This is a genomic window from Gayadomonas joobiniege G7 (assembly GCF_000300815.1).
Classification (GTDB): Bacteria; Pseudomonadota; Gammaproteobacteria; order Enterobacterales; family Alteromonadaceae; genus Catenovulum; species Catenovulum joobiniege.
In genome coordinates this window covers 381415-402856 of record NZ_AMRX01000003.1, presented here as the reverse complement: position 1 = coordinate 402856, position 21442 = coordinate 381415, and the positions used below count along the sequence as shown (strand labels likewise).

Genomic DNA, 21442 nt, shown 5'->3' with positions numbered 1-21442 from the left:
ACAACTTAAGCTCCTGGAGAAATTAATTGTTCGAGGAAAAATTCCATATGACCATTAGCAGTCTCCGGTACTGGCCATTTTGCCACTTTACCTGCTAAGTTTTTAAATGCCAAGGAGGCCGGTGATGATGGGTAAGCATTCACAATCACATTTTGTTTACGTACCGCACGACGAATATTTTCATCAAATGGGATCACCGCAACCAAGTCTAGCGTACAATCTAAAAATCTGTCAGTGACTTTAGAGAGTTTTGCAAATAACCCTTGCCCTTCTCGCATTGAACGAACCATGTTGGCAACAATTTTAAATTTATAAACGCCAAAGTCACGATTTAGCACTTTAATTAAAGCATAGGCATCTGTAATTGAGGTTGGCTCATCACAAACCACAACCAAAACATCTTGAGCCGCACGAGAAAAGCTCAGCACCATATCCGAAATACCGGCCGCCGTATCCACAATTAATACATCAAATTGATGTTGTAAAGCACTAAAGGCTCGAATTAGTTCAGCGTGTTCTGTGGGTGTTAGCTCTACCATATTGCGTGTGCCCGAAGTCGCCGGTACTATTTTAATGCCCGCCGGCCCCGTCACTAAGATATCTTCTAAGCGGCACTCGCCTGATAAAAAATGAGACAGATTTTTTTCAACTCGCAAGCCTAACATAACATCAACATTCGCAAGGCCTAAATCTGCATCAAAAACCAGGACTCGTTTGCCTTGTTTGGCTAACGAAATAGATAAATTTAACGACACATTACTTTTGCCAACACCACCTTTGCCTCCGGTCACTGCAATGACTTTGACTTTGGCTTGTTGCATATTACGAAGGCCATTGGCCTGATCACCGTATCCGTTTTTTGCTATCATAACTTCTAAATTCTTTTTGCAGGCCTATCGTTAAAAACTACCGATGCGTTATATCTTAACTAATAGGCAGCGGCAAATGATCTTTGTGGTGCTGAATGTGTCTGAACTGTACGAGCTGACATTTCAGCGTCTAAAAACATAGCCGCTTTTTTGACTAAATAATTAGCACTGGCTACTTTAATATCTTCTGGCACTCGCTGACCATCGGTAAGATACCCTATTGGCAAACTATTTTGAATGGCAGTGCTAATAATTTCACCCAGGCTATTACATTCATCCAGTTTAGTAAAAATACAACCGGCTAACCGAGTGCGGCTGAAATAACGTACTGCCTCTTGCATCACTTTTTGTTGTGCGGTGGCTTGCAATACTAAATAACTACGAATCTGCACACCCACCGTCTGCATCAATACATCCATTTGTTGCCCCAGGCGAATGTCTTTTTGCCCCATACCTGCACTATCAATTAAAACCAACTTTCGATTTTTTAGCTGCTGCAATAATTGACTAAGTTCATCACTATTATGCGCGACTTTACACGGACAACCAATAATTTTTGCATAGGTTTGTAATTGTTCGTAAGCGCCAATACGATAGGTATCAGTGGTCACTAAAGCGACTGATTCCGGACCATATTTTTTGGCAAAATGGGCCGCCAGTTTAGCCACTGTGGTTGTTTTACCAACGCCAGTAGGACCAACTAACGCAACAACACCACCTTGGCGCATGATATCATTACGGGTCACCGAAATTTTGTTACTTAATAACTGCAACGCCTGTTGCCAGGCTTCTGACTGACTGCTATCGGCTGCAATAAAACCCGCCACTTGCTCAGCAACGGCTTCGCTGATACCCATTTCTCTCAAACGTTCTATAACATAGGCTTTTTGCGGTTGACTGCGTGCCACTTCTTGCCACATTAGACCAGAAACTTGGTGATGCAATAATTTTCTTAACTCAGCCATCTCTGCTTTAATCGAACTCAGCTCCGAACGTTCGTTATCGCTTGGTATTAATTCATTGTCTTGTACGTCATTTGTTTCAAAATCATCATCTAACCCAGTGAGCTCGGTGGCTGCTTTAGCATTGCTCGTATAAGCGGTTTGGGCATCAAGTTTTGGTTTAACCGCATTCGCTGAATGGGCTTCGATTTGTTGGCGTTTATGAGTCGAGGTTAAATTAGCAACAGCCTGTTTTGCAGAATGTTCTGCTTGGCGCTGTAAAATAGCTTGTAAGCTATCCGCCACTGGCGCCGATTCGGCTTCGCTGGTGTTAACTGGCGCCCGCTGAGCACTGTGCGGCTTAGCGGGTTGAGGCTGAACTTGAACGGCTGCTTGAGGCGTTTCATCAACGGCCGCAACAATTTCAACCCCTTCGGCGGTTTTGTTGTTTGACATAATAACTGCATCCGCTCCCAGCTCTGCTTTAACTTGATTGAGCGCCGCACGAATATCTTTTGCCACAAAACGTTTAATTTTCATTTATCTCTCCTCACCTCTACCGCCAAGCCAAATAATTGACGCTACTGACCAATCGATTGCACAATGCGAATTTGTTTATCGTCCGGGATTTCTTGATAGGACAATACATGCAAGCCAGGTACAGTGTTTTTAGTAAACCTTGCTAATACTGAGCGCAGTACACCGGAGGTTAATAAGACAGCAGGTTCGCCATTCATTTCTTGTTGTTGTGCAGACTCTTGCAACGACTTTTGAATGCGCTCTGCCAGCCCAGGTTCTATCCCCCCACCCTCTGCGCCGCTCGCTTGCATAGACTGATGCAATATTTGCTCCAACTCTGGCGACAAAGTTATGACGGCGAGTTCGTCCATGCCTTGAGAGATCTCCTGTACTATCAATTTACGTAGAGAAATACGTACCGCTGCGGTAAGCACATCAGGATCTTGGCTTTTACCAGCATACTCTACTAAGCTCTGGACTATGGTTCTCATATCACGGATGACAACCCCTTCATACAGTAAGTTTTGCAGTACTTTGACTAAGGTCGATAAGCTCATCATGTCTGGCACTAGACCTTCAACCAATCTCGGATTTGATTTCGCCAACATATCTAACAGATTTTGTGCTTCTTCATGCCCCACTAACTGCCAAGCTTGATTCGTTAATAATTGACTTAGATGGGTGGCGACAACCGTGGAGGCATCTACCACTGTATAACCTAGCGTTTGCGCTTGCTCACGCTGCTCAGGACCAATCCACACCGCCTCTAAACCAAATGCAGGGTCGCGCGTAGCAACACCATTTAATTTACCAAACACTTGGCCTGGGTTAATGGCTAGTTCACGATCGTGATAAATTTCGGCTTCACCAATTACAACACCCATCAGTGATATCCGATAAATACTCGGTGATAAATCCAGGTTGTCACGAATATGTACCGCAGGCACTAAAAATCCCAGCTCTTGAGACAATTTTTTTCTAACCCCTTTAATGCGTGCTAACAATTCACCACCTTGAGATTTATCAACCAGAGGGATCAAACGATAACCAACCTCTAATCCAATCACATCCATTGGCTGTACATCATCCCAGCTAATTTCTTTGTTTTCGCCAAGCGGCGCTGAGTTATCGCCCAACGCTGGGGTACTTTTAGCTTGGCCGCTCGCTGCATTAGCAGACATTAACTGTCCTGATCCACGACCGCTCTTTTCTCGTTTTTTATTTAAAAAATAAGTGGCTGCCAGAATACTCAACGACAATAAGATAAATGCAAGATGTGGCATGCCAGGAATAATGCCCATGACAAATAAAATCCCGGCCGCAACATACATGGCTTTAGTATTGCCTAACTGAGTCGTTAATTGGTCACCCAGTTCAATAGAAGAATTTTGCCGAGTGACAACAATTGCAGTGGCTACCGACAGCAGCAATGAAGGGATTTGAGCAACCAAACCATCACCTATGGTTAATAAGGTATAAATTTCAATTGCGTTAGAAAAGTCTAAATCATGCTGGACCATGCCTATCACCAAACCACCAGCAATATTAATCAGCATTATTAAGAGACCCGCAATTGCATCCCCTTTAACGAATTTACTCGCACCATCCATAGAACCATAAAAATCTGCTTCTTCAGTGATCTCATTACGGCGTTCAACCGCTTCTTCTTGAGTAATAAAACCGGCATTTAAATCTGCATCTATTGCCATTTGTTTACCCGGCATACTGTCTAGGGTAAACCTTGCACTCACTTCCGAGATACGTCCCGCACCGGCAGTGACTACTTTAAAATTAATGATCATTAAAATGGCGAATACCACTAAACCGACCGCATAATTACCACCGATCACCACTTCACCAAATGAAGCTATCACTTGGCCTGCGGCATCACCACCTTCATGCCCCTCTAATAACACCACCCGTGTAGAGGCAATATTCAAAGCTAACCGAAAAACAGTGGCAATTAAGATAACTGTTGGAAATGCGCCAAACTCAAGCGGCTTCAACGTATAAACAACGACCAGTAAAACAATCATTGAAAGCGCAATATTAAACGAGAATAAAATATCCAGCAGAATTGCAGGGATAGGCAAAACAACCATAGCTAAAACGGCTAATACGGCACCAGCCACACCTAAGCCGGTAATTTTATGGAGCTGTTCTTTATTAAAATTTTGTCGCGAAAAAATTTGCGCAAGCTGCATACTGTCAAGATCCCATCATGGTTAGATTGCTCAGGGAGCCAATGCAACTTACGTGCCTAGAGTCAGAAATATAATTGAAAAAGAAGGTTACTTCGAAAATGAAGATTCATTTAAGTCAACGAGAATATCTAATAGTTGAGTCGCATCTGGTGTTTGTTCTGTTGCTTTTGCTGTTGTTTTTGACTGGTATTTTGCTTGGGCGTATAAATGCATATTTTGCAGCACTTCATCATCGATGCGTTTTTCGTCATTGTATTGAGCTAATGCTGGTTGCTGTAAGCAAGTTAATAACTGACTCGTTACAAAATCGCTGTTTGAGACGGCCTGACATTGAGCATTTGCGCTCGCATACGCCTGTGCATCTGCGGCTAACTTATAGGCCGCCCGAACCCCAAGCTGGCGTTTTAAGCTCTCTTCCGTTTGTACAACTAATTCTCGGGTTTCTCGCGGTAATTTAAATTGTGCATGTTGACTGACGTCTTGTTCCATTAACGCCAATAAAATCGAAAAATCGGCACGACGTGCAGTACTAACGGCGTTGTTTAAAGAGCCGGCGAGTTCAAGCTCACTTAATAACTGACTTTCGATTTGCATTTAATGACCACTTTTTATTGGATTACGCTTTTATTTCGTCCACTTTTCAGTTTTCTTTAATTTTTTAACAAAAAAGCTTTACAGGGTAAAATATTCTGTTACCATGCGCAGCGTCTTTCGGAGGGGTTCCCGAGTGGCCAAAGGGATCAGACTGTAAATCTGACGGCTCCGCCTTCGCTGGTTCGAATCCAGCCCCCTCCACCACTTCTTTTTTTGCCTGTTATTTGGCTTCTTATTAGCGTATCTTAGTCTTACCTTATTTAACCGTTTGATGTTATGGCAATTAATTTTAAGGAAACTAGCTTTTTAATTGTTGACGATCAACGTGCTTTTCAGTTGATGTTAAAAGCCTTATTAGTCAATCTTGGCGCCCGAGATATCAGTTTAGCCAGTAGTGGTGAAGCCGCCGTTGGCAAATCTCGTCGCCGTCCATTTGATATTGTTCTAATCGACTATAATTTGGGTAATCGCAAAAAAAACGGTCGCCAACTCCTCGAAGAGCTTAAAGAAAAAAATTTTATCAGCGCCCATACTGTCACTATTATTATCACAGGCGAAAGCCACAGGCCTATGGTGTTAGGGGCTATTGAATTGCAACCTGACGATTATTTAATGAAACCTTTTTCGTTAAACGTTTTACGCCAACGAATGGAGCGCGCCTACATTAAACGCAATAGCTTGTTACTGCTTCATCAATATATGAAAAAAGCGCAATATCAGGCTGCTATTCCTATCTGTAAACAGCTTATTTTAGACTTTCCTAAGTACACTAACTATTGCCAAAATATTTTGGCTGAGCTGTATTTTAAAACTGAGCAATATAATAAAGCAGAACAATTAGTCACCGCCTCATTAAAGCAGCAAACATCAAGCTGGGCACAAGTTCATTTAGCGCGTATTTATTTGGCACAAAAAAAATACCGCCAGGCCGTTCAGGTCGCTCAAACGGTCATAAAAATAAGCCCGTTGATCATAGATTCATACGATATTATGACAGATGCACTGATTGCATTAGATGAACCGGCCCGCTCATTAGAAATGGCGATTAAAGCCAGTGAGCTCTCCCCTTATTCCGTTAAACGCCAACAGAAATTAGTCGCTATCGCACAGCAAAATGAATTATATGAAATTGCTTGCGAGACCAATCGTTTTATTTTAGAAATGACTCGTCATTCGGTACAGCAGGATATACAGCATAGTTTTAACTATATCCGCTCGGTAATTAACGCTGCGGAACAAGCTGTCGAAAAACATGAACAAAACAAATATATGCAAGAAGCCTCTTTGGCTTTACAAAGAGCACGTAATGACGACACGCACAACAGTGAACAATTTAATGCATTTGAAAGATTATGTCGGATCCGGCTAGAAGCAATTCACGGCAATTTAAATACCAGCAAGCAAAAGATTTATCAATTTTTACAGCATGAAAAAGAAAACCAACAGAACTTTGTTGAGTTTATATTTGAAAAATCCACTATCATGAATCGAATAGGCGAGTTCGAACAAGCAGATGCTATTATTAAAGCAGCTCAAAATAACGGAGAGGACCTAGATCCTCAGATTAATCTGAGTTTGCAGCTCTATAATCGCCAATACCAAGATAAGGCAAGTCGTTTCAACCAGCTCAACCTAAAAGGAATCCAAGCATATAACGAAAAAAAATATGCGGATTCTGTTCATGCATTTGAGCAAGCTTTGACAGTCGCGCCTTACAATACAGGCTGCATGTTAAACCTCATTTTGGCCTGCCTTAAGCAGGCCCATGAAAGAGAAAAAATGGCAGCGGATACTAAATACAAGCTCACAACATTTTTTAAAAATTTAGCTAAAATCCCACTCCCAGCTAAACAGCAAAAAAGATATCAGGACTTATCTCACGAATTTTCTAAATGGGCCAATTTATCCGCATGATTTTTAGACAACTTGGCAAGTTTAGGCGAAATCACCACCTGACAGTATGGTTGCTGGCTATTACCGCGATAATAGTCCTGATGATAAGCCTCTGCGATATAAAACTCACTGGCTGGCGCTAACTCAGTGACCACATCAATACCATTTTGTTTAAGTGCGGCAATTTTGTCTTTTGCTTGCTGGGCTTGGATTTCATCAAGATAAAAAATCGCGCTGCGATACTGACGACCTACATCATGGCCTTGGCGATTAATCTGAGTTGGATCATGAATGTCAAAAAACACATCCAAAAGCTGCTCATAGCCAATGACGGTTTCGTCAAACTCTACGCTAACCGCTTCTGCATGTTCGGTTTGGCCGCTGCAAACAGCTTTATAATTTGCTGTGTCTGCATCGCCGCCAATATACCCCGAATGCACTTGGCTAACGCCGTTTAATCGTTTAAAAGCTTCTTCGATACACCAGAAACAGCCACCTGCGAAAATTGCTTTTTGCATAAAGCCTCCAGTTTAAAGTTTAAATTTGCCCACCAATTGATTTAAATTATCAGATAACTGACTGATTTCGTTGGCGAGCGATTCTGCCGTTTTTGCGATATCAGATGCATGCTCACTTTCTTCGTTAAGCTTGTATAAATTTTGGCTGATTTCTTCAGCAACACAAGTTTGTTCTTCCGTTGCTTGCGCAGTTTGCACCGACAATTCATGTACTCGATCAGATGATTTGAGCATATCATTTAATAATAACGAAGCTTCAGAAAAACTCTCAAGTGCAGAATCCGCATGTTGCTGCCCATCAGTGACCGCATTCGCTGAATGGGCCACACTGACCTCTAATTGTTCTATCATGCTGCGAATATCGTTTGTACTGTCTTGGGTCCGGGTCGCCAAGGTTCGCACTTCATCGGCAACCACAGCAAAACCACGACCTTGCTCGCCTGCCCTTGCTGCTTCAATTGCTGCATTCAGAGCAAGCAAATTCGTTTGTTCGGCTATGTCTCGAATGACATTTAATACCGACGCAATTTTTTGACTGTTTTCTTCCAACACATCGGTTGCGTCCCGTGCCACCTGCATTTCTTTCGACAAATCAGAAATTCTTTCACTTGAGATCTGAATAATCTGCTGACCTTGGCGCGCTTTATTGCTCGAATTTTCAGCTTCGGAAGCTGTATCTGTCGCCACTTGAGCCATTTCTTTATTTGCCAAATTCATTTCGTGTACAGCGCTGACAATTGAGTCTGATGCATTGTTTAATACACCTGTCACTTCACGCGTTGTTTCTGACGATTCTTTTAACGTATCCGTTAAACGATTCATGGCAGTACTTTGCTCTAATACAGACCGAATAAGTCGACGTAAATTTTCAACAAAACCGTTAAATTCGTTAGCCAACTTCGCAAATTCATCTTGTCCTTCAACGACCAAACGGCTGCTTAAATCACCATCTCCCCGAGCTATCTGATGAATTTTTTCGGTTAATTGATTAATTTGTGCAGCCAGCTTTTTCGGCACTGAATAACTTAGCCAGGCCACCACTAACAGAATAATGATGATACCGGCAGCTGCAACCTGTACAAACGCCTGTGACTCGTCGCGCAATTGTGTGATCACATCAACAGATGCTTGCTCAGCTGCTTCGCCAGCGCTGTCTAATAATCCTCGAACCTGCTCAAAAGCCGCCAACTCTGAGCTTTTTTCAGTTTGGCTAAAATCAGTGCTATTTGCAGCTCTCAGTTGCAACCAATTTTGCAAGCTATTTTCAAACTCAGATAAACGAGTAACGACTTCTGGGTAATCTTGCATATAATGCCTAAACTGCTCAACGCGCTCACGCACCTGAGATACATTTTCATCAAATACCTGTTGATTTGCATCTAGGCTTGCACTATTAAGCTGTGCATTTAATTGTGCTGTGTGCGCTTGATAGAGATCTCGATCCGCGTTGAGAACAACCGAAATAGCATTTAAAAATTTTTCCGACTGAGCATCTAGCGCTTGCGTCTGTAATTTCATCAAATAGGAAAAACTGAAAAATACCAAAACTAAAGTAAACCCCAAAGCTAGACTGGGGATCGTACTTTTAAAGCGGATACTTGAAACATTCATGTTAGGTTACCTATGATTACAACTAAGGTGTTTATGATAAAAACATTAAACCAATTGGCTAACCAATTGGAATAGAGGTTGGCCACTGTTGTGGTATTTGGCTTCAAAAGGGGTCAAAGGTGTTTCAATGCTCAGCTGTTTGATATAACTCTCATGACCCAATATTTTTAGCGCAGCTTGAAACTCTTGTAAATAAATTAACCAATTTGACCTTAGTTCAAGGTCTTTGCTCAGTGCGACTAACTGAGGAAACACAGCGCTACCGTGCCACCGGCGTTTTAAATGAGAAATTTTCGGCCAGGGGTTAGGGTAAAGTATTTTATGCTGTGAAAAGAGAACCTTATCACGTGCAAATAAACGATACAAATCGTTTAAATCTGCTCGGATGAGCAAGAGATTATCCTTTCTGTTCGGGTAGTTTTTATTAAGTCTAAAATCTGACTTATCTACCCCTATTACTAACTTGTCGACGGCATTTTCCGCTAATTGGCGGCTGCTTTCACCAACGCCGCAACAAGCATCAAAAATAACCGGTCGTGGATCTTGGCTGACCTTATCCATAATTTTTTCGTAAGCACGCTCAGTATGAGCAGCAATAGGTTTGCGAAATTCGTGCTCAAGGTGGCGTTCAACCTGTTTTTGTAAGTCTTTATGGATCTCTGTTTGCGCCGATGAAATAGACCTAGAAATACTCATTAACTTCTAATTCCTGTACCACGGTCAATTAAACGCACGGCAATAACAAACAATACCAGGGTTAAACTCACAAGTGCAGAAAATGCAAACGTTAAGTTGACATCAGAAATACCCAAAAAGCCATATCGAAACGCGTTAACCATGTAAATGACTGGGTTTAGCTGACTAACCTGCTGCCAAAATCCCGGCAACATAGACACAGAAAAAAATACCCCACCTAAATAAGTTAACGGTGATAAAACAAAAGTCGGTATTATGCTGATATCGTCAAACGTTTTAGCATAAACAGCGTTTATTAAACCCGCCAACGCAAACAAGGTTGCCGTTAATAATAATACAGACAAAATAACAAAAAGGTTGTGAATTTGAATATCAACAAAAAAGAGTGCCACAACGGTGACAATAACCCCAACGAGTACTGCTCGAATAACCCCGCCTAATACGTAACCTGCCACAATCACAAAAGTCGGAACAGGGGCGATTAGCAGCTCTTCGATGTTACGTTGAAACTTAGCGCTAAAAAACGACGAAGACACATTAGAATACGCATTGTTTATTACCGATAACATAATTAAACCAGGCATCATGAACTCGACATAATCAAAACCGTGAACTTCACCGACGCGTCGGCCTATCAAGCTGCCAAACACGACAAAATACAAGGTCATGGTGATCGCAGGTGGCACTAAGGTTTGCACCCAAATTCGTAAAAATCGATTACACTCTTTATATAAAATGCTTTTTAAAGCAATACGGTATCCAGCCTGCATTAGCCTTGCTCCTCTCTACCTTCTTCAACTAAGCGAACAAACAACTCCTCTAGGCGATTGGCTTTGTTGCGCATACTTAAAACGCCAACACCTTGTTCAGTGAGTTCAGCAAATACCTGGTTTAAATGACAGCCCTTATTTAGCGCTATCTGCAGCGTATGGGCGTCAAGCAACTGGCTTTCGCACTGGCTCAAATCAAGCGCTTGATAGTCTTTATCTAAATCTAAGATAAAAGTTTCAACACTGAGTTTACCCAGAAGCTTTTTCATACTCGTATTTTCAATAATTCGACCTTTATCGATAATCGCAATATTTCGACATAAACTTTCAGCCTCTTCCAAATAATGCGTGGTTAAAATTATAGTGACGCCACTTTCATTGATAGCTTTTAAAAATTGCCACATTGAACGCCGGATTTCGATATCAACACCAGCGGTCGGTTCATCTAAAATTAATAATTTGGGTTGATGCATCATAGCTCGAGCGATCATCAAACGACGTTTCATTCCACCTGATAATTCTCGTGCCGGGCTATTTCGTTTATGCCATAAATCAGTTTGTTTTAAATAGGTTTCACTGCGCTTAATCGCTTCTTTACGCTCAACCCCATAATAACCCGCTTGATTCACAACGATTTGCTGCACAGTTTCAAACTGATTAAAGTTAAATTCCTGAGGAACCAAACCAATTTGTGACTTGGCCGCTTCCAGCTGCTGATCGATATCATAATCAAAAACTTTAACCTGGCCTGATGTTTTATTTACAAGAGCACTTAGAATACCTATTGTTGTTGATTTACCGGCCCCGTTTGGACCCAACAAGGCAAAAAAGTCTCCTTCCTTAACTTTGAGATCGATGCCTTTTAATGCCTCAACCCCGCCTTTATAAGTTTTTTTGAGCGATTTAATATCTAATGCGTACATAGACGTTATATAACCTTATTTATGTTTATAGCCCCATGGAGTAAGCAATCTTTGTTCGATCGCCATATGGTCTAAAATTCGAGCAACCACAAAATCAGTGAGGTCTTGTATTGTTTCCGGCTGGTGGTAAAAACCTGGACAAGCAGGCATGATAGTCGCGCCTAACTTGGCTAAGCGAGTCATGTTTTCTAGGTGAATCACAGAAAAAGGCATTTCACGGGGTACAATAATTAGTTGCCCTCGCTCTTTGATCACCACATCGGCCGCCCGCTCTATGAGCGTATTACTGCTGCCCTGACTGATAGCCGAGACAGTGGACATGCTACATGGACAAACCAGCATAGTTTTCGGCGCAGCTGAGCCGGATGCAACAGGCGAGAACCATTCTTCTTTGCCATAACATAAGATCTGCCCCCCCTCGACACCACAATAGTCTTGCCAAAACTTTTGTGCTTTATCTGGCGCTGCCGGCACATCTAACTGACTTTCGGTTTTTAATACCACTCTAGCTGCGGATGATACTAGCAAATGAATGCAGACACCCGCTTTCAGCAGGCTTTTAATCAAGGTTAACGCGTATGGCATCCCTGATGCACCTGTCAGTGCAAGGGTTATTTGTTTATTTGTTTGCGGCATATTGTTTTAACTGATCCACTAATTTCTGCTGTAAACCACCAAACCCGCCATTGCTCATGATCACAATTTGCTCACCGGCTTTGGCTTGCTGGGCAACTGTTTTGGCAATCTTGTCAACATTGTTCAATAAATGACAGTGTGCCCCAGCGGCAATAACAGCCGCTTGAACCTCAGTCAACGACCAAGTCAATTCAGGATCCTGATATAAATAAACTTGCTCAGCACCTTGCAGGGCATCCGCTAATTGATGTTTAAACACCCCCATCTTCATACTGTTTGATCTAGGTTCTAAGATCGCTGTCACTGGTCCTCGGCCACTTGCGACCAGTCCATCCAGTGTTGTTTTAATTGCGCTTGGGTGGTGGGCGAAGTCATCATAAACCTGGATGTCGCCAAGGTCACTAATCAACTCTAACCGCCGTTTAACACTAATAAAACGAGCTAACGACTGAATAGCGTCAGCGACCCTGACACCACAGTGGTGGGCAGCTAGAATAGCCATAGCCGCATTCATTGCATTATGCTGACCTATTAAGGACCAAGTTAAAATGCCTTCAGAATGACCCGATTTCAGTAATTCGAATGTATGCCAATCTTGCGCCAGTGCTTTGATTTCCCAGTCATCTCCTAACGCGAGTTTTTCTGACCATAAACCTTTTTCAAAAACAGCCTCAATATTGGCATCATTGGCGGGATAAATCACCCGCCCACTTTGCGGGAGCATTCGTAGCATATGATGAAACTGAGTTTGTATGTCAGCCAATGAAGAAAAAATATCGGCATGATCGAACTCAAGATTGTTAATCACCAACGTTCGGGGGTGATAATGAACAAACTTACTGCGTTTATCAAAAAATGCAGTATCGTATTCATCCGCTTCTATCACAAAAAAGATTGAGTTACCTAAACGAGCTGAAACGTTAAAATTTTGCGCCACACCACCGATTAAAAAACCAGGCTGACAGCCGTTATCTTCTAAGATCCATGCCAGCATACTCGTTGTCGTGGTTTTGCCATGGGTACCTGACACAGCGACGACCCATTTGTCTTTTAGAACATGTTCAAATAACCACTGGGGGCCAGACTGATACGCTAAGTTGCGCTCTAAGACGGCTTCAACGACTGGATTACCTCGAGACATCGCATTGCCGATAATGACAAGATCAGGTTCAGGATCTAACTGACTTGGGTCATAACCTTGTATCAATTCAATACCTTGCGCAGCAAGCTGTGTACTCATTGGCGGATAAACATTTTGATCTGAGCCTGTGACCTTATGACCGAGTTGGCGCGCTAGTATGGCAAGACTTCCCATAAAAGTGCCACAAATTCCTAGTATATGAATATGCATTTAGCTGAATTATGTGTTGAGTATAAGAATTTGACTATTGTAACAGTTTAATGTGCAGAGTGGATCATGCCACAACCGCCATTTTTATTGCTGACCGCGCCATGAAGCTTTAATAAAAGGTTAATGATTTGGTCACAGTTGAAAATTAGACTGGCTCTGTAGTCAGGTTTTTAATCGCAACTTCTCAAATATACGGAGTCTGATAATGGAAGCTACTAATGAAATGTTCGCCCCTGCCCAACGTCGTAATAACCCTGAGAGTAAAAGCAGTAAAAAACGTAAATGGCGTGAAATTGAAGCCATCCTAGATCAACGTAATCTAAACAAAGAGCTAGAAGATATCGACCTGTTTAATCAACTAGATACCAGTACCAGCCATTAAACCTGTCACTTGGGAATATGCAGCCAGCTTAAGCTGGCTGACAAATACTCGACCAATCAATGGGTTTTACGCCTTGCTTCTGCAAATATTGATTGGCTTGACTAAAATGTTGACACCCCAAGAAGCCGCGATGTGCGGACAATGGGGACGGATGCGGTGCTTGCAGCACTAAGTGGCGCTTTGTATCTATCGCAGCCCCTTTTTTCTGCGCGTGAGCCCCCCACAACATAAAAACAACCCCTGTTTTATGTTGATTGATTTTTTCGATCACTGCGTCGGTGAAAGTTTCCCAACCGGATTTTGCATGCGAGTGTGCTTTTCCCGCTTCAACGGTTAAAACGGTATTCAATAAAAACACCCCTTGTGCAGCCCAACTGGTTAAACAGCCGTGTTCAGGTACTTTAAATCCTGGAATATCTGAGCTCAGCTCTTTATAAATGTTTTTAAGTGATGGTGGGACTTTGATACCAGGCGGCACTGAAAAACATAAACCATGGGCCTGACCAGCGCCATGATAGGGATCTTGGCCTAAAATCACCACTTTAACATCCGCTAATTCGGTTGCTTCAAACGCAGAAAAAATTTGCGCTTGAGGTGGATAAATAACCTTACCTTGCGCTTTTTGCTCAGCGATAAAACTCAAAAGACGCTGAAAATAAGCCGCATTTTTATCTGCGGCTAATACATCTTGCCAAAGCATAATTAGACGTTACGCCAGCTTTTCAAACATATAAGCTTTTAGCTGAGCAAAGTCAGCTGGCATTCGTGCTGACAATACGTCTTTATTTGCAATCTCAGCTAATTCTTTTGGCAATGCAACCGGCACACCTAATATATTTTCAACCGTTTCTTTAAATTTAGCTGGGTGTGCTGTCCCTAAAAAGATCCCAACTTCATCGTCAGTCAGGCTACGTTTTAACGCTTTATAAGCAACCGCTGCATGAGGTTCACTTTGATAACCCAAACTGTTTAATTGACGAACACCCATGTGAGTATAGTCTTCGTCTACCGTTTCAGCCGTTAAAATTGATTTATCTAAATAGCCTGCTTCAAACATTGCTTCAATGCGCGGCCAGTTATTTGGTGAGCTGATATCCATTGCATTAGACATAGTAGAAACTGTCTTTTTTGGTTCCCACAAACCAGACAACAAGTATCTTGGTACTGTATCATTGCTATTTGTTGCTGCCACAAAACGTTTAATCGGTAACCCCATAGTTTTGGCAATCATAGCTGCCGCCAGATTACCGAAGTTACCACTAGGCACAGAAAAAACAGCCTCTTTTCGTTTATCAACAGGCAGTTGAGCGACGGCTTCAAAATAATAACAAACTTGAGCCAATAAACGTGCGATATTAATTGAATTGGCTGAGTTTAAGTGTAAATCTTCACGGATTTCCTGGTCATCAAAAGCATCTTTAACCATGGCCTGACAGTCATCAAAAGCTGCATCAATTTCTACACTGTAGATGTTATCACCTAAGGTTGAAAATTGCTTTTCTTGCAACGGACTGACCATACCTTTAGGGTATAAAACAACAACGTTAATATTCGCTAAACCGTGAAACGCTTGAGCAACGGCTGCGCCTGTATCACCCGATGTCGCGGTTAAAATTGTAATGGCCTCATCCGCCGGCGTTAAATGCGATAAACATTGAGCCAGAAAGCGTGCGCCAAAATCTTTAAAAGCTAACGTTGGACCATGGAATAATTCCAATGAATAAATATTTTCGGTTACATGCGCCAAAGGTGCAGTAAATTGAAAAGCATTATTGACTAACATTTCAACGGTATCATGGCCTAACTCATCGCCTATTAATGCCGACATGATGTTAACGCTACGCTTTTGAAACGGCATCGCTAACAGCCCGTCAATGTCTGATAACTTAGGTAATGATTTAGGAAAAAATAACCCCTGTTTACGCCCTAAACCTTGCTTCACGGCTTGCGAAAAACTAACTTCTTCAGACGCATCTTTTAAATTGTATAATTGCACTTAACTTTCCTCTGAAATCTGAGTGCCATGCTGGTCAACCCGACAAACATGAGCAAAACCGTTTTCATTTTTAATATAATTTGATTCTAACCATTGTTTAATGGTTTCGGCATTGTTTAAATCTTTAACGGCCGCAAACACGGTTGGGCCTGAGCCTGATATACCAAAAGCCAAAGCTCCATTTTGCTCAGCAAATTCACGCGCATCATCAAACCCTTCTAATAAAGATTTACGATAAGGTTCAGCAATCACATCTCGCATGACGCTTGCAGCTAATGCTTCATCTTTTGCATACAGAGCATGGGTGAAAACCGCCAGCTGACGGCCAAACTCTATTGTGTTTGCACGGCTGTATTCAGCCGGTAAAATTTTACGTGCGGCAGACGTTGATACACTCGCACCAGAATAACAAACAACCCAATACCAGTTATCGAAAACGGGTAAAGAGACACTGACTTGAGTCTCGCTTTCAACCATTAGCTGCAAACCACCTAAATAACTAGGTGCTACATTGTCGTAATGTATGCTGCCGCTTATTTGGCCTTCTAACTCCCCCATTAAACGTAATAAACGCTCTTGGTTAAGCGGGTAGCCATAAAACGCATTCAGGGCAGCGAGTGCTGCAACTATTGATGCTGCTGATGAACCTAAACCACTGCCTATTGGCAAGTTTTTTTCCAGTTTCATAGAAACTGGTGCAACGTCGATACCCAACCCTTGCATTGCTTTTTGAAAACCTAAAAAACAATCATAAACAATGTTTTGTTGAGCCTCGGCCGGCAATTTATCAGCAAAGCGGCCACTGCACGTTAAGCTGAATTCACTTTGTTCTGCAACGACAGTGACACGGTCACCCAATGCAGTGCCATCAACAGGGGCTAGCGATAAGCCCAAAATATCAAACCCTAAACTTACATTACCGGTCGATGCCGGCGCAAACGCAGTGACTGGCATTTTATTAAACCTCCCGCTTCCACGGCATAGTCCGCATAAGATCAGCAAACACACCGGCTGCTGTCACTTCCGCACCCGCGCCATAACCGCGGATCACCAACGGAATAGGTTGATAATACAAGCTATGAATCGCTAGCGCATTTTCACCGTCTTTAATAACATAGAGTGGATGCTCTGGGCCCACCGCTTGGATACTACAGCGGCACTGACCATCTTCAATAATACCCACGTATCTAAGTACTTTACCTGCTTCTTTCGCTTTTTGGTTAAGCTCGGCATAGTGCGCATCCACTCCCGGCAAATTGGCCATGAAGGTATCTATATCGCCACTGGCATCAAATCCTTCTGGTAGTACAGATTCGATCTGAATGTCGTCTAATTCAAGTTGCATACCTGCTTCTCGGGCCATAATTAAAAGTTTGCGCGCCACGTCCATACCACTTAAATCGTCACGTGGATCAGGCTCAGTAAAACCGTTACTGCGCGCAATCGCCGTGGCTTCAGACATGCTCATGCCTTCATCTAATTTGCCAAAGATAAAAGAGAGTGAACCCGATAAAATACCCTGGAAACCAGTGAGTTCATCGCCAGCATTGATTAAACTTTGCAGTGTGTCTATCACCGGCAAACCGGCACCCACGTTTGTTTCGTATAAAAAGCGTCGATTGGTATCAGCCGCCGCCTCGCGCACTTTGTTGTAATAAGCCAGCGAAGAAGTATTGGCTTTTTTATTTGGCGTAACCACATGGAAGCCAGCACTTAAAAAGTCAGCATATTGATCGGCAATGGCTTCATTACTAGTACAATCTATGATCACAGGGTTGATTAAGTTATTGTCGGTGACAAACTTTTGCAGATTCGCTAAGGTGAACTGACTGTCGGCATTGCTTAGGTCTTGTTCCCATTCTGCTAAATTAATGCCGTGAGGATTAACTAACATCTTTCGGCTATTTGCGATGCCATAAACCTGTAAGCTTATATTGCGTGCTTTTAAAATAGGCTGCTGCTTAGCTAACTGCTGAATTAATACCTTACCGACAGTACCACAGCCGACCATGAACACATCTATTACATGCAAGTTAGTAAAGAAGTTTTGATGGGTTACTTTAATGGCATCTTGAGCTTTTTTACCTTCAATCACGGCAGAAATAGAGCGCTCTGAAGAGCCCTGTGCAATCGCAACTATGTTTACTTTCGTTTGGCTTAACGAGGTAAAAAAGCGTGCTGCAATGCCCTGATGCAATCGCATGCCGTCACCAACAATAGAGATAACAGATAAATGGTCTCTAAGCTCGATATTTTCCAGCAGATGATTTCTCAGCTCAAGTTCAAACTCTTGTTCAAGGATTAAACGAGCACGAGCTGAATCGACAGAGTGAATACAAAAGCTGATGCTGTATTCGCTTGATGACTGGGTAATTAAAACAACGGATATTTTTGCTCTTGAAATGGCATCAAAAATTCGGCTCGCCATGCCCACCATGCCTTTCATGCCAGGCCCAGCAACATTGACCATGGTGACATCATTCAGCGTTGAGATGCCTTTAACATAGTGTTCACTGTCACTGCTAACATTAGTAATTAAAGTACCTGGTGCCGTTGGATTTAGGGTATTGCGAATGCGGCAAGGAATAGAATATTGGGCAATTGGACCAATAGTTTTAGGGTGTAATACCTTGGCACCAAAATAAGATAACTCCATCGCTTCTTGATAAGATAACTGCTCAACCAGTTGAGCGTTATAAACCTTGTTAGGGTCAGCGTTATAAACGCCATCCACATCAGTCCAGATTTCGCAAACGCTGGCATCCACACAGGCCGATAAAATCGCAGCGCTATAGTCGGAGCCATTTCGACCTAAAGTGACCAGTTCGCCATGCTCATTGGCGGCACAAAAACCAGGCATAACCCAAACAGGATCATCAGACAATGGCAGCTGAGTAAACTTGACTCGGCTTGCTTCGATATCCGCTTGCGCTTCTAAATAACTGCCGCGTGCAACTAACCTCTCTCTTGGGTCTAAAACAGTCGCGGCTTGCTCACTGGCTCGTATGAGTGCGGCAAAAATCTCGGCACTTAAATATTCACCCAATGAAATAATGCTGGCATTCACCGCATCAGGGCAATCGGCTAACAGCTGAATTCCTTTCAAGCGATTTTTTAAAAAGCTTAATTTGTCTTCTTTATATGCAGATACACTGGTTTTATCGTATTGTTCGGTGCTGCTTGCAAGCTCGTTAATAATACCGTCGATCAGATTTTCTAACTCTGAGAATAACGGGGCAATTGACTGCCCAATGCGGGCCGCTTCTACCATGGCCACCAAAATATTGGTGACACCTTTTGGCGCAGATAAAACTACGGCTACCGGGGTCGCTTGCCTCTTTTCGAGCACTATATCTCTGACTCTTTGGTAACGCTCTGCGTTTGCCAAAGAGGATCCACCAAACTTTAATACTTGCATCTACTTACCCTATTTTTTCAGACAAAAAAGCCCGTGACCTTTTGGGTCACGGGCTTTTGCTTTAAATTGATATGCTGCGCGCAATAGCCAGTGACCACCCCTTATGAAAAAGTGATGGTAATAATTTGGATAATTATGTGATTTGCGCTGGTTTTCATGGGGCGAAACTGTGCCTTATCTAGCTTTTTCTGTCAATGATTATTTTTTATAACAACTGGTTCGGTTACGGCCTTCGCGCTTAGATTGATACAGCGCAATATCTGCTTGAGTCACTAAACTTTCAAAACTTTCACTATCTTCATCTAATTGCGCTATTCCAACACTAATGGAAGTTTGAATACGGCGATTATCAAATACAAAATCATGTGCGTAAATTTTTTGCCGAACTGACTCAGCAAACTGGTGCGCTTGCATAATATTTTTTTGCGGTAATATTAAACAAAACTCTTCACCACCATAACGAGCAAAAACATCTAAGCGACTCATTTGTTGAGTAATAAGCTGAGCCGCTTCTTGTAAGATATAGTCTCCTGCCTGATGTCCATAAAAGTCATTAATGGACTTAAACCTATCCATATCAAACATCATCAGACTTAACTCAAGCTGCTGTTTTTTAGCCCGGGCAAACTCATACAAAAATCTTTCTTCAAAAAAACGCCGATTCGCTATGCCAGTTAACGCATCGGTTTGGCTGGTATGCTCTAGCGTTTTTAACGTATCTTGCAAGCGCTCCTGATAAAAACAGGTATCAGTGACATCTTCAATAATAATAGCCACCTGTTGCACCACTTCTGAATTCTGAGAAAGCGGCAAAAAAGACAGATTTTGCACCATGTAGTCACTTTGCGTCGTCACAGGTCGAGTATGGCGCATTTTAAAAACATGACGCCGCTGTTCCCAATTGCTAAAAGCGGGGGTGCCAAGTACAAAAACACTTTGAATTTTGCGTTTTAACCAAGCTTCAGGCAAATCACTAAATAAACTAAATAACGGCTGCTGCACACTATCGCTGTAATTGACTTGGCACTGTGTTTCAATAAAGTGATTGATAAATTCAACTTCAAACGCCGAATTAACGACAATCACCCCTAAGTTCAGCCGGTTAAGCAAAACATCATAAGTTTTTGGCGACAGCATTTATTAAATCTCGTTTAGAATATTATCGAGTGCTTGCTGAAAACTATGAATCGCCTCACCTGGGATCAATAACACCATATCACAGTGGAATGCATAATCGGTGACTTGATAGCTAATGTCTACCTTTAAAGCCAGTTCCCATGTAAAGGATAATTGCTGAAGATGCTTTTCAATAGAGGTATCGTCTGAAGTCACAACTCTAGGGGCACTATACCCGATATGATTATCTATTTGCTCAGCTAAGCCACTTAAAAAAGTTGTAGTTAGAATAGAACTGATATCTGTAAGTTGCTCTACTTCGGTCGCTTCTTCAGGTTCATATCCTAAAATACGTGCGATGCCTTGAGCATCATGGGAGCGATAGAATAAAATCGACTCTCCGCGTACACCCCGTTCACCATAAAAGCCTTGACTAACCATAGAAACGCCTTGATCAGCATATGCTTCAGCAAAAGATTGTGGTAATACTTGAGCTGATATTAACTCTATAGCTGGAACCCTTAAGTGCACAAAAGTTTGTAAAAATCTTGCCAATTTATCACTGGCGCGACCCATAGCAACATTGACGAGCTCTTGTAAGCAGTCTCGCTGATCTTCTGTTAACGATAAATCAATCATGGATTCCGTGTTCTTTTAAGATATCAACCAAGTGATCATTTGATATTGGTTTTTTAACAAACGCCAACGCACCTAGCTGATGCACTTTGTCTTGCATCGCAGGTTGAATATCCGCTGACACCACAATTATTTTGTCGCACAGTGCTTCTTTTTGATTATGTTGAAGCACGGCGACACCATCCATCTCTGGCATGGTTAAATCAAGAAATACAACTTTAAACTTATGGTTGCGCATGCGTGTCAGCGCATCCAATCCATCTTTAGCGAATTCAACGTTCGTTGCAAGCTGAGCAGGTAGTTGCTTTTGCAGTTGCTTGCGAGCTAACGCTGAGTCGTCACAAATTAATACGGCTTCTGTCATTAATT

The 21442-nt window shown here is 42.3% G+C and carries 20 protein-coding genes and 1 tRNA gene; 3 read left to right on the top strand and 18 right to left on the bottom strand.

Going from position 1 to position 21442, the window contains the following annotated elements:
* Positions 1-5: 5 nt before the first annotated feature.
* From C727_RS0105940 to C727_RS18995, 4 genes are all read right to left on the bottom strand, one after another.
* Positions 6-869, bottom strand: a complete 864-nt coding sequence (locus C727_RS0105940; protein ID WP_017444710.1) for a MinD/ParA family ATP-binding protein — start codon at positions 867-869, stop codon at positions 6-8.
* Between the two features lie 59 nt (positions 870-928).
* The gene (gene flhF, locus C727_RS0105935; protein ID WP_017444709.1) at positions 929-2350 is read right to left on the bottom strand and encodes a flagellar biosynthesis GTPase FlhF; all 1422 of its coding nucleotides are present in this window, start codon (positions 2348-2350) and stop codon (positions 929-931) included.
* A gap of 41 nt (positions 2351-2391) precedes the next feature.
* Positions 2392-4533: a flagellar biosynthesis protein FlhA gene (gene flhA, locus C727_RS0105930; protein WP_017444708.1), complete on the bottom strand. Its 2142-nt coding sequence runs from the start codon at positions 4531-4533 to the stop codon at positions 2392-2394.
* Positions 4534-4620: 87 nt separating this feature from the next.
* Positions 4621-5127 (bottom strand): VC2046/SO_2500 family protein, encoded by a 507-nt coding sequence (locus C727_RS18995; RefSeq protein ID WP_017444707.1) that lies wholly within the window; start codon positions 5125-5127, stop codon positions 4621-4623.
* Between the two features lie 119 nt (positions 5128-5246).
* Between C727_RS18995 and C727_RS0105920 the strand changes: the two genes are divergently transcribed.
* Together C727_RS0105920 and C727_RS0105915 are read left to right on the top strand one after the other, a co-directional pair.
* Positions 5247-5331, top strand: a tRNA-Tyr gene (locus C727_RS0105920).
* 72 nt (positions 5332-5403) lie between these two features.
* Positions 5404-7041 carry a response regulator gene (locus C727_RS0105915; RefSeq protein WP_017444706.1) on the top strand — a complete coding sequence of 546 codons (1638 nt, stop codon included), beginning with the start codon at positions 5404-5406 and terminating at the stop codon, positions 7039-7041.
* Here the strand turns inward: C727_RS0105915 and msrA are convergent.
* Genes msrA through mpl form a run of 7 tightly spaced genes read right to left on the bottom strand, consistent with a single transcriptional unit; the run spans position 7005 to position 13525 of the window.
* The gene (gene msrA, locus C727_RS0105910; RefSeq protein ID WP_017444705.1) at positions 7005-7538 is read right to left on the bottom strand and encodes a peptide-methionine (S)-S-oxide reductase MsrA; all 534 of its coding nucleotides are present in this window, start codon (positions 7536-7538) and stop codon (positions 7005-7007) included. The genes C727_RS0105915 and msrA overlap by 37 nt on opposite strands.
* Before the next feature lie 12 nt (positions 7539-7550).
* A complete protein-coding gene (locus tag C727_RS0105905) occupies positions 7551-9149 on the bottom strand; it encodes a methyl-accepting chemotaxis protein (RefSeq protein WP_017444704.1) in 1599 nt (532 codons plus the stop codon).
* 45 nt (positions 9150-9194) lie between these two features.
* Positions 9195-9845, bottom strand: a complete 651-nt coding sequence (gene trmB / locus C727_RS0105900) for a tRNA (guanine(46)-N(7))-methyltransferase TrmB (RefSeq protein ID WP_017444703.1) — start codon at positions 9843-9845, stop codon at positions 9195-9197.
* Positions 9845-10615, bottom strand: coding sequence for an ABC transporter permease (locus tag C727_RS0105895; protein WP_017444702.1), 771 nt, complete (start codon positions 10613-10615; stop codon positions 9845-9847). The genes trmB and C727_RS0105895 overlap by 1 nt, the downstream gene beginning before the upstream one ends.
* Complete coding sequence (locus tag C727_RS0105890) at positions 10615-11538, bottom strand: ABC transporter ATP-binding protein (RefSeq protein WP_017444701.1); 924 nt, start codon at positions 11536-11538, stop codon at positions 10615-10617. The genes C727_RS0105895 and C727_RS0105890 overlap by 1 nt, the downstream gene beginning before the upstream one ends.
* A 15-nt stretch (positions 11539-11553) precedes the next feature.
* Positions 11554-12174, bottom strand: a complete 621-nt coding sequence (locus C727_RS0105885; protein ID WP_017444700.1) for a flavin prenyltransferase UbiX — start codon at positions 12172-12174, stop codon at positions 11554-11556.
* Positions 12158-13525 carry a UDP-N-acetylmuramate:L-alanyl-gamma-D-glutamyl-meso-diaminopimelate ligase gene (mpl, locus tag C727_RS0105880; protein WP_026052582.1) on the bottom strand — a complete coding sequence of 456 codons (1368 nt, stop codon included), beginning with the start codon at positions 13523-13525 and terminating at the stop codon, positions 12158-12160. Before mpl ends, C727_RS0105885 begins: the two co-directional genes overlap by 17 nt.
* Positions 13526-13730: 205 nt before the next feature.
* Between mpl and C727_RS19300 the strand changes: the two genes are divergently transcribed.
* On the top strand, positions 13731-13907 hold the full coding sequence (locus tag C727_RS19300) for a DUF3545 family protein (protein WP_017444698.1): 177 nt from the start codon (positions 13731-13733) through the stop codon (positions 13905-13907).
* Positions 13908-13935: 28 nt separating this feature from the next.
* Here the strand turns inward: C727_RS19300 and ung are convergent, their stop codons facing one another.
* The 7 genes from ung to C727_RS0105840 form a co-directional block, all read right to left on the bottom strand.
* Positions 13936-14607 carry a uracil-DNA glycosylase gene (gene ung, locus C727_RS0105870; RefSeq protein ID WP_017444697.1) on the bottom strand — a complete coding sequence of 224 codons (672 nt, stop codon included), beginning with the start codon at positions 14605-14607 and terminating at the stop codon, positions 13936-13938.
* 9 nt (positions 14608-14616) lie between these two features.
* Positions 14617-15903, bottom strand: a complete 1287-nt coding sequence (gene thrC / locus C727_RS0105865; protein ID WP_017444696.1) for a threonine synthase — start codon at positions 15901-15903, stop codon at positions 14617-14619.
* Positions 15904-16857 (bottom strand): homoserine kinase, encoded by a 954-nt coding sequence (gene thrB / locus C727_RS0105860; protein WP_017444695.1) that lies wholly within the window; start codon positions 16855-16857, stop codon positions 15904-15906.
* 4 nt (positions 16858-16861) lie between these two features.
* Complete coding sequence (gene thrA, locus C727_RS0105855) at positions 16862-19321, bottom strand: bifunctional aspartate kinase/homoserine dehydrogenase I (RefSeq protein ID WP_017444694.1); 2460 nt, start codon at positions 19319-19321, stop codon at positions 16862-16864.
* A gap of 198 nt (positions 19322-19519) precedes the next feature.
* Positions 19520-20458 carry a GGDEF domain-containing protein gene (locus C727_RS0105850; RefSeq protein WP_017444693.1) on the bottom strand — a complete coding sequence of 313 codons (939 nt, stop codon included), beginning with the start codon at positions 20456-20458 and terminating at the stop codon, positions 19520-19522.
* Between the two features lie 3 nt (positions 20459-20461).
* Positions 20462-21076 carry a hypothetical protein gene (locus C727_RS0105845; protein WP_017444692.1) on the bottom strand — a complete coding sequence of 205 codons (615 nt, stop codon included), beginning with the start codon at positions 21074-21076 and terminating at the stop codon, positions 20462-20464.
* Positions 21069-21437: a response regulator gene (locus C727_RS0105840; protein WP_017444691.1), complete on the bottom strand. Its 369-nt coding sequence runs from the start codon at positions 21435-21437 to the stop codon at positions 21069-21071. The genes C727_RS0105845 and C727_RS0105840 overlap by 8 nt, the downstream gene beginning before the upstream one ends.
* Between the last annotated feature and the right edge of the window lie 5 nt (positions 21438-21442).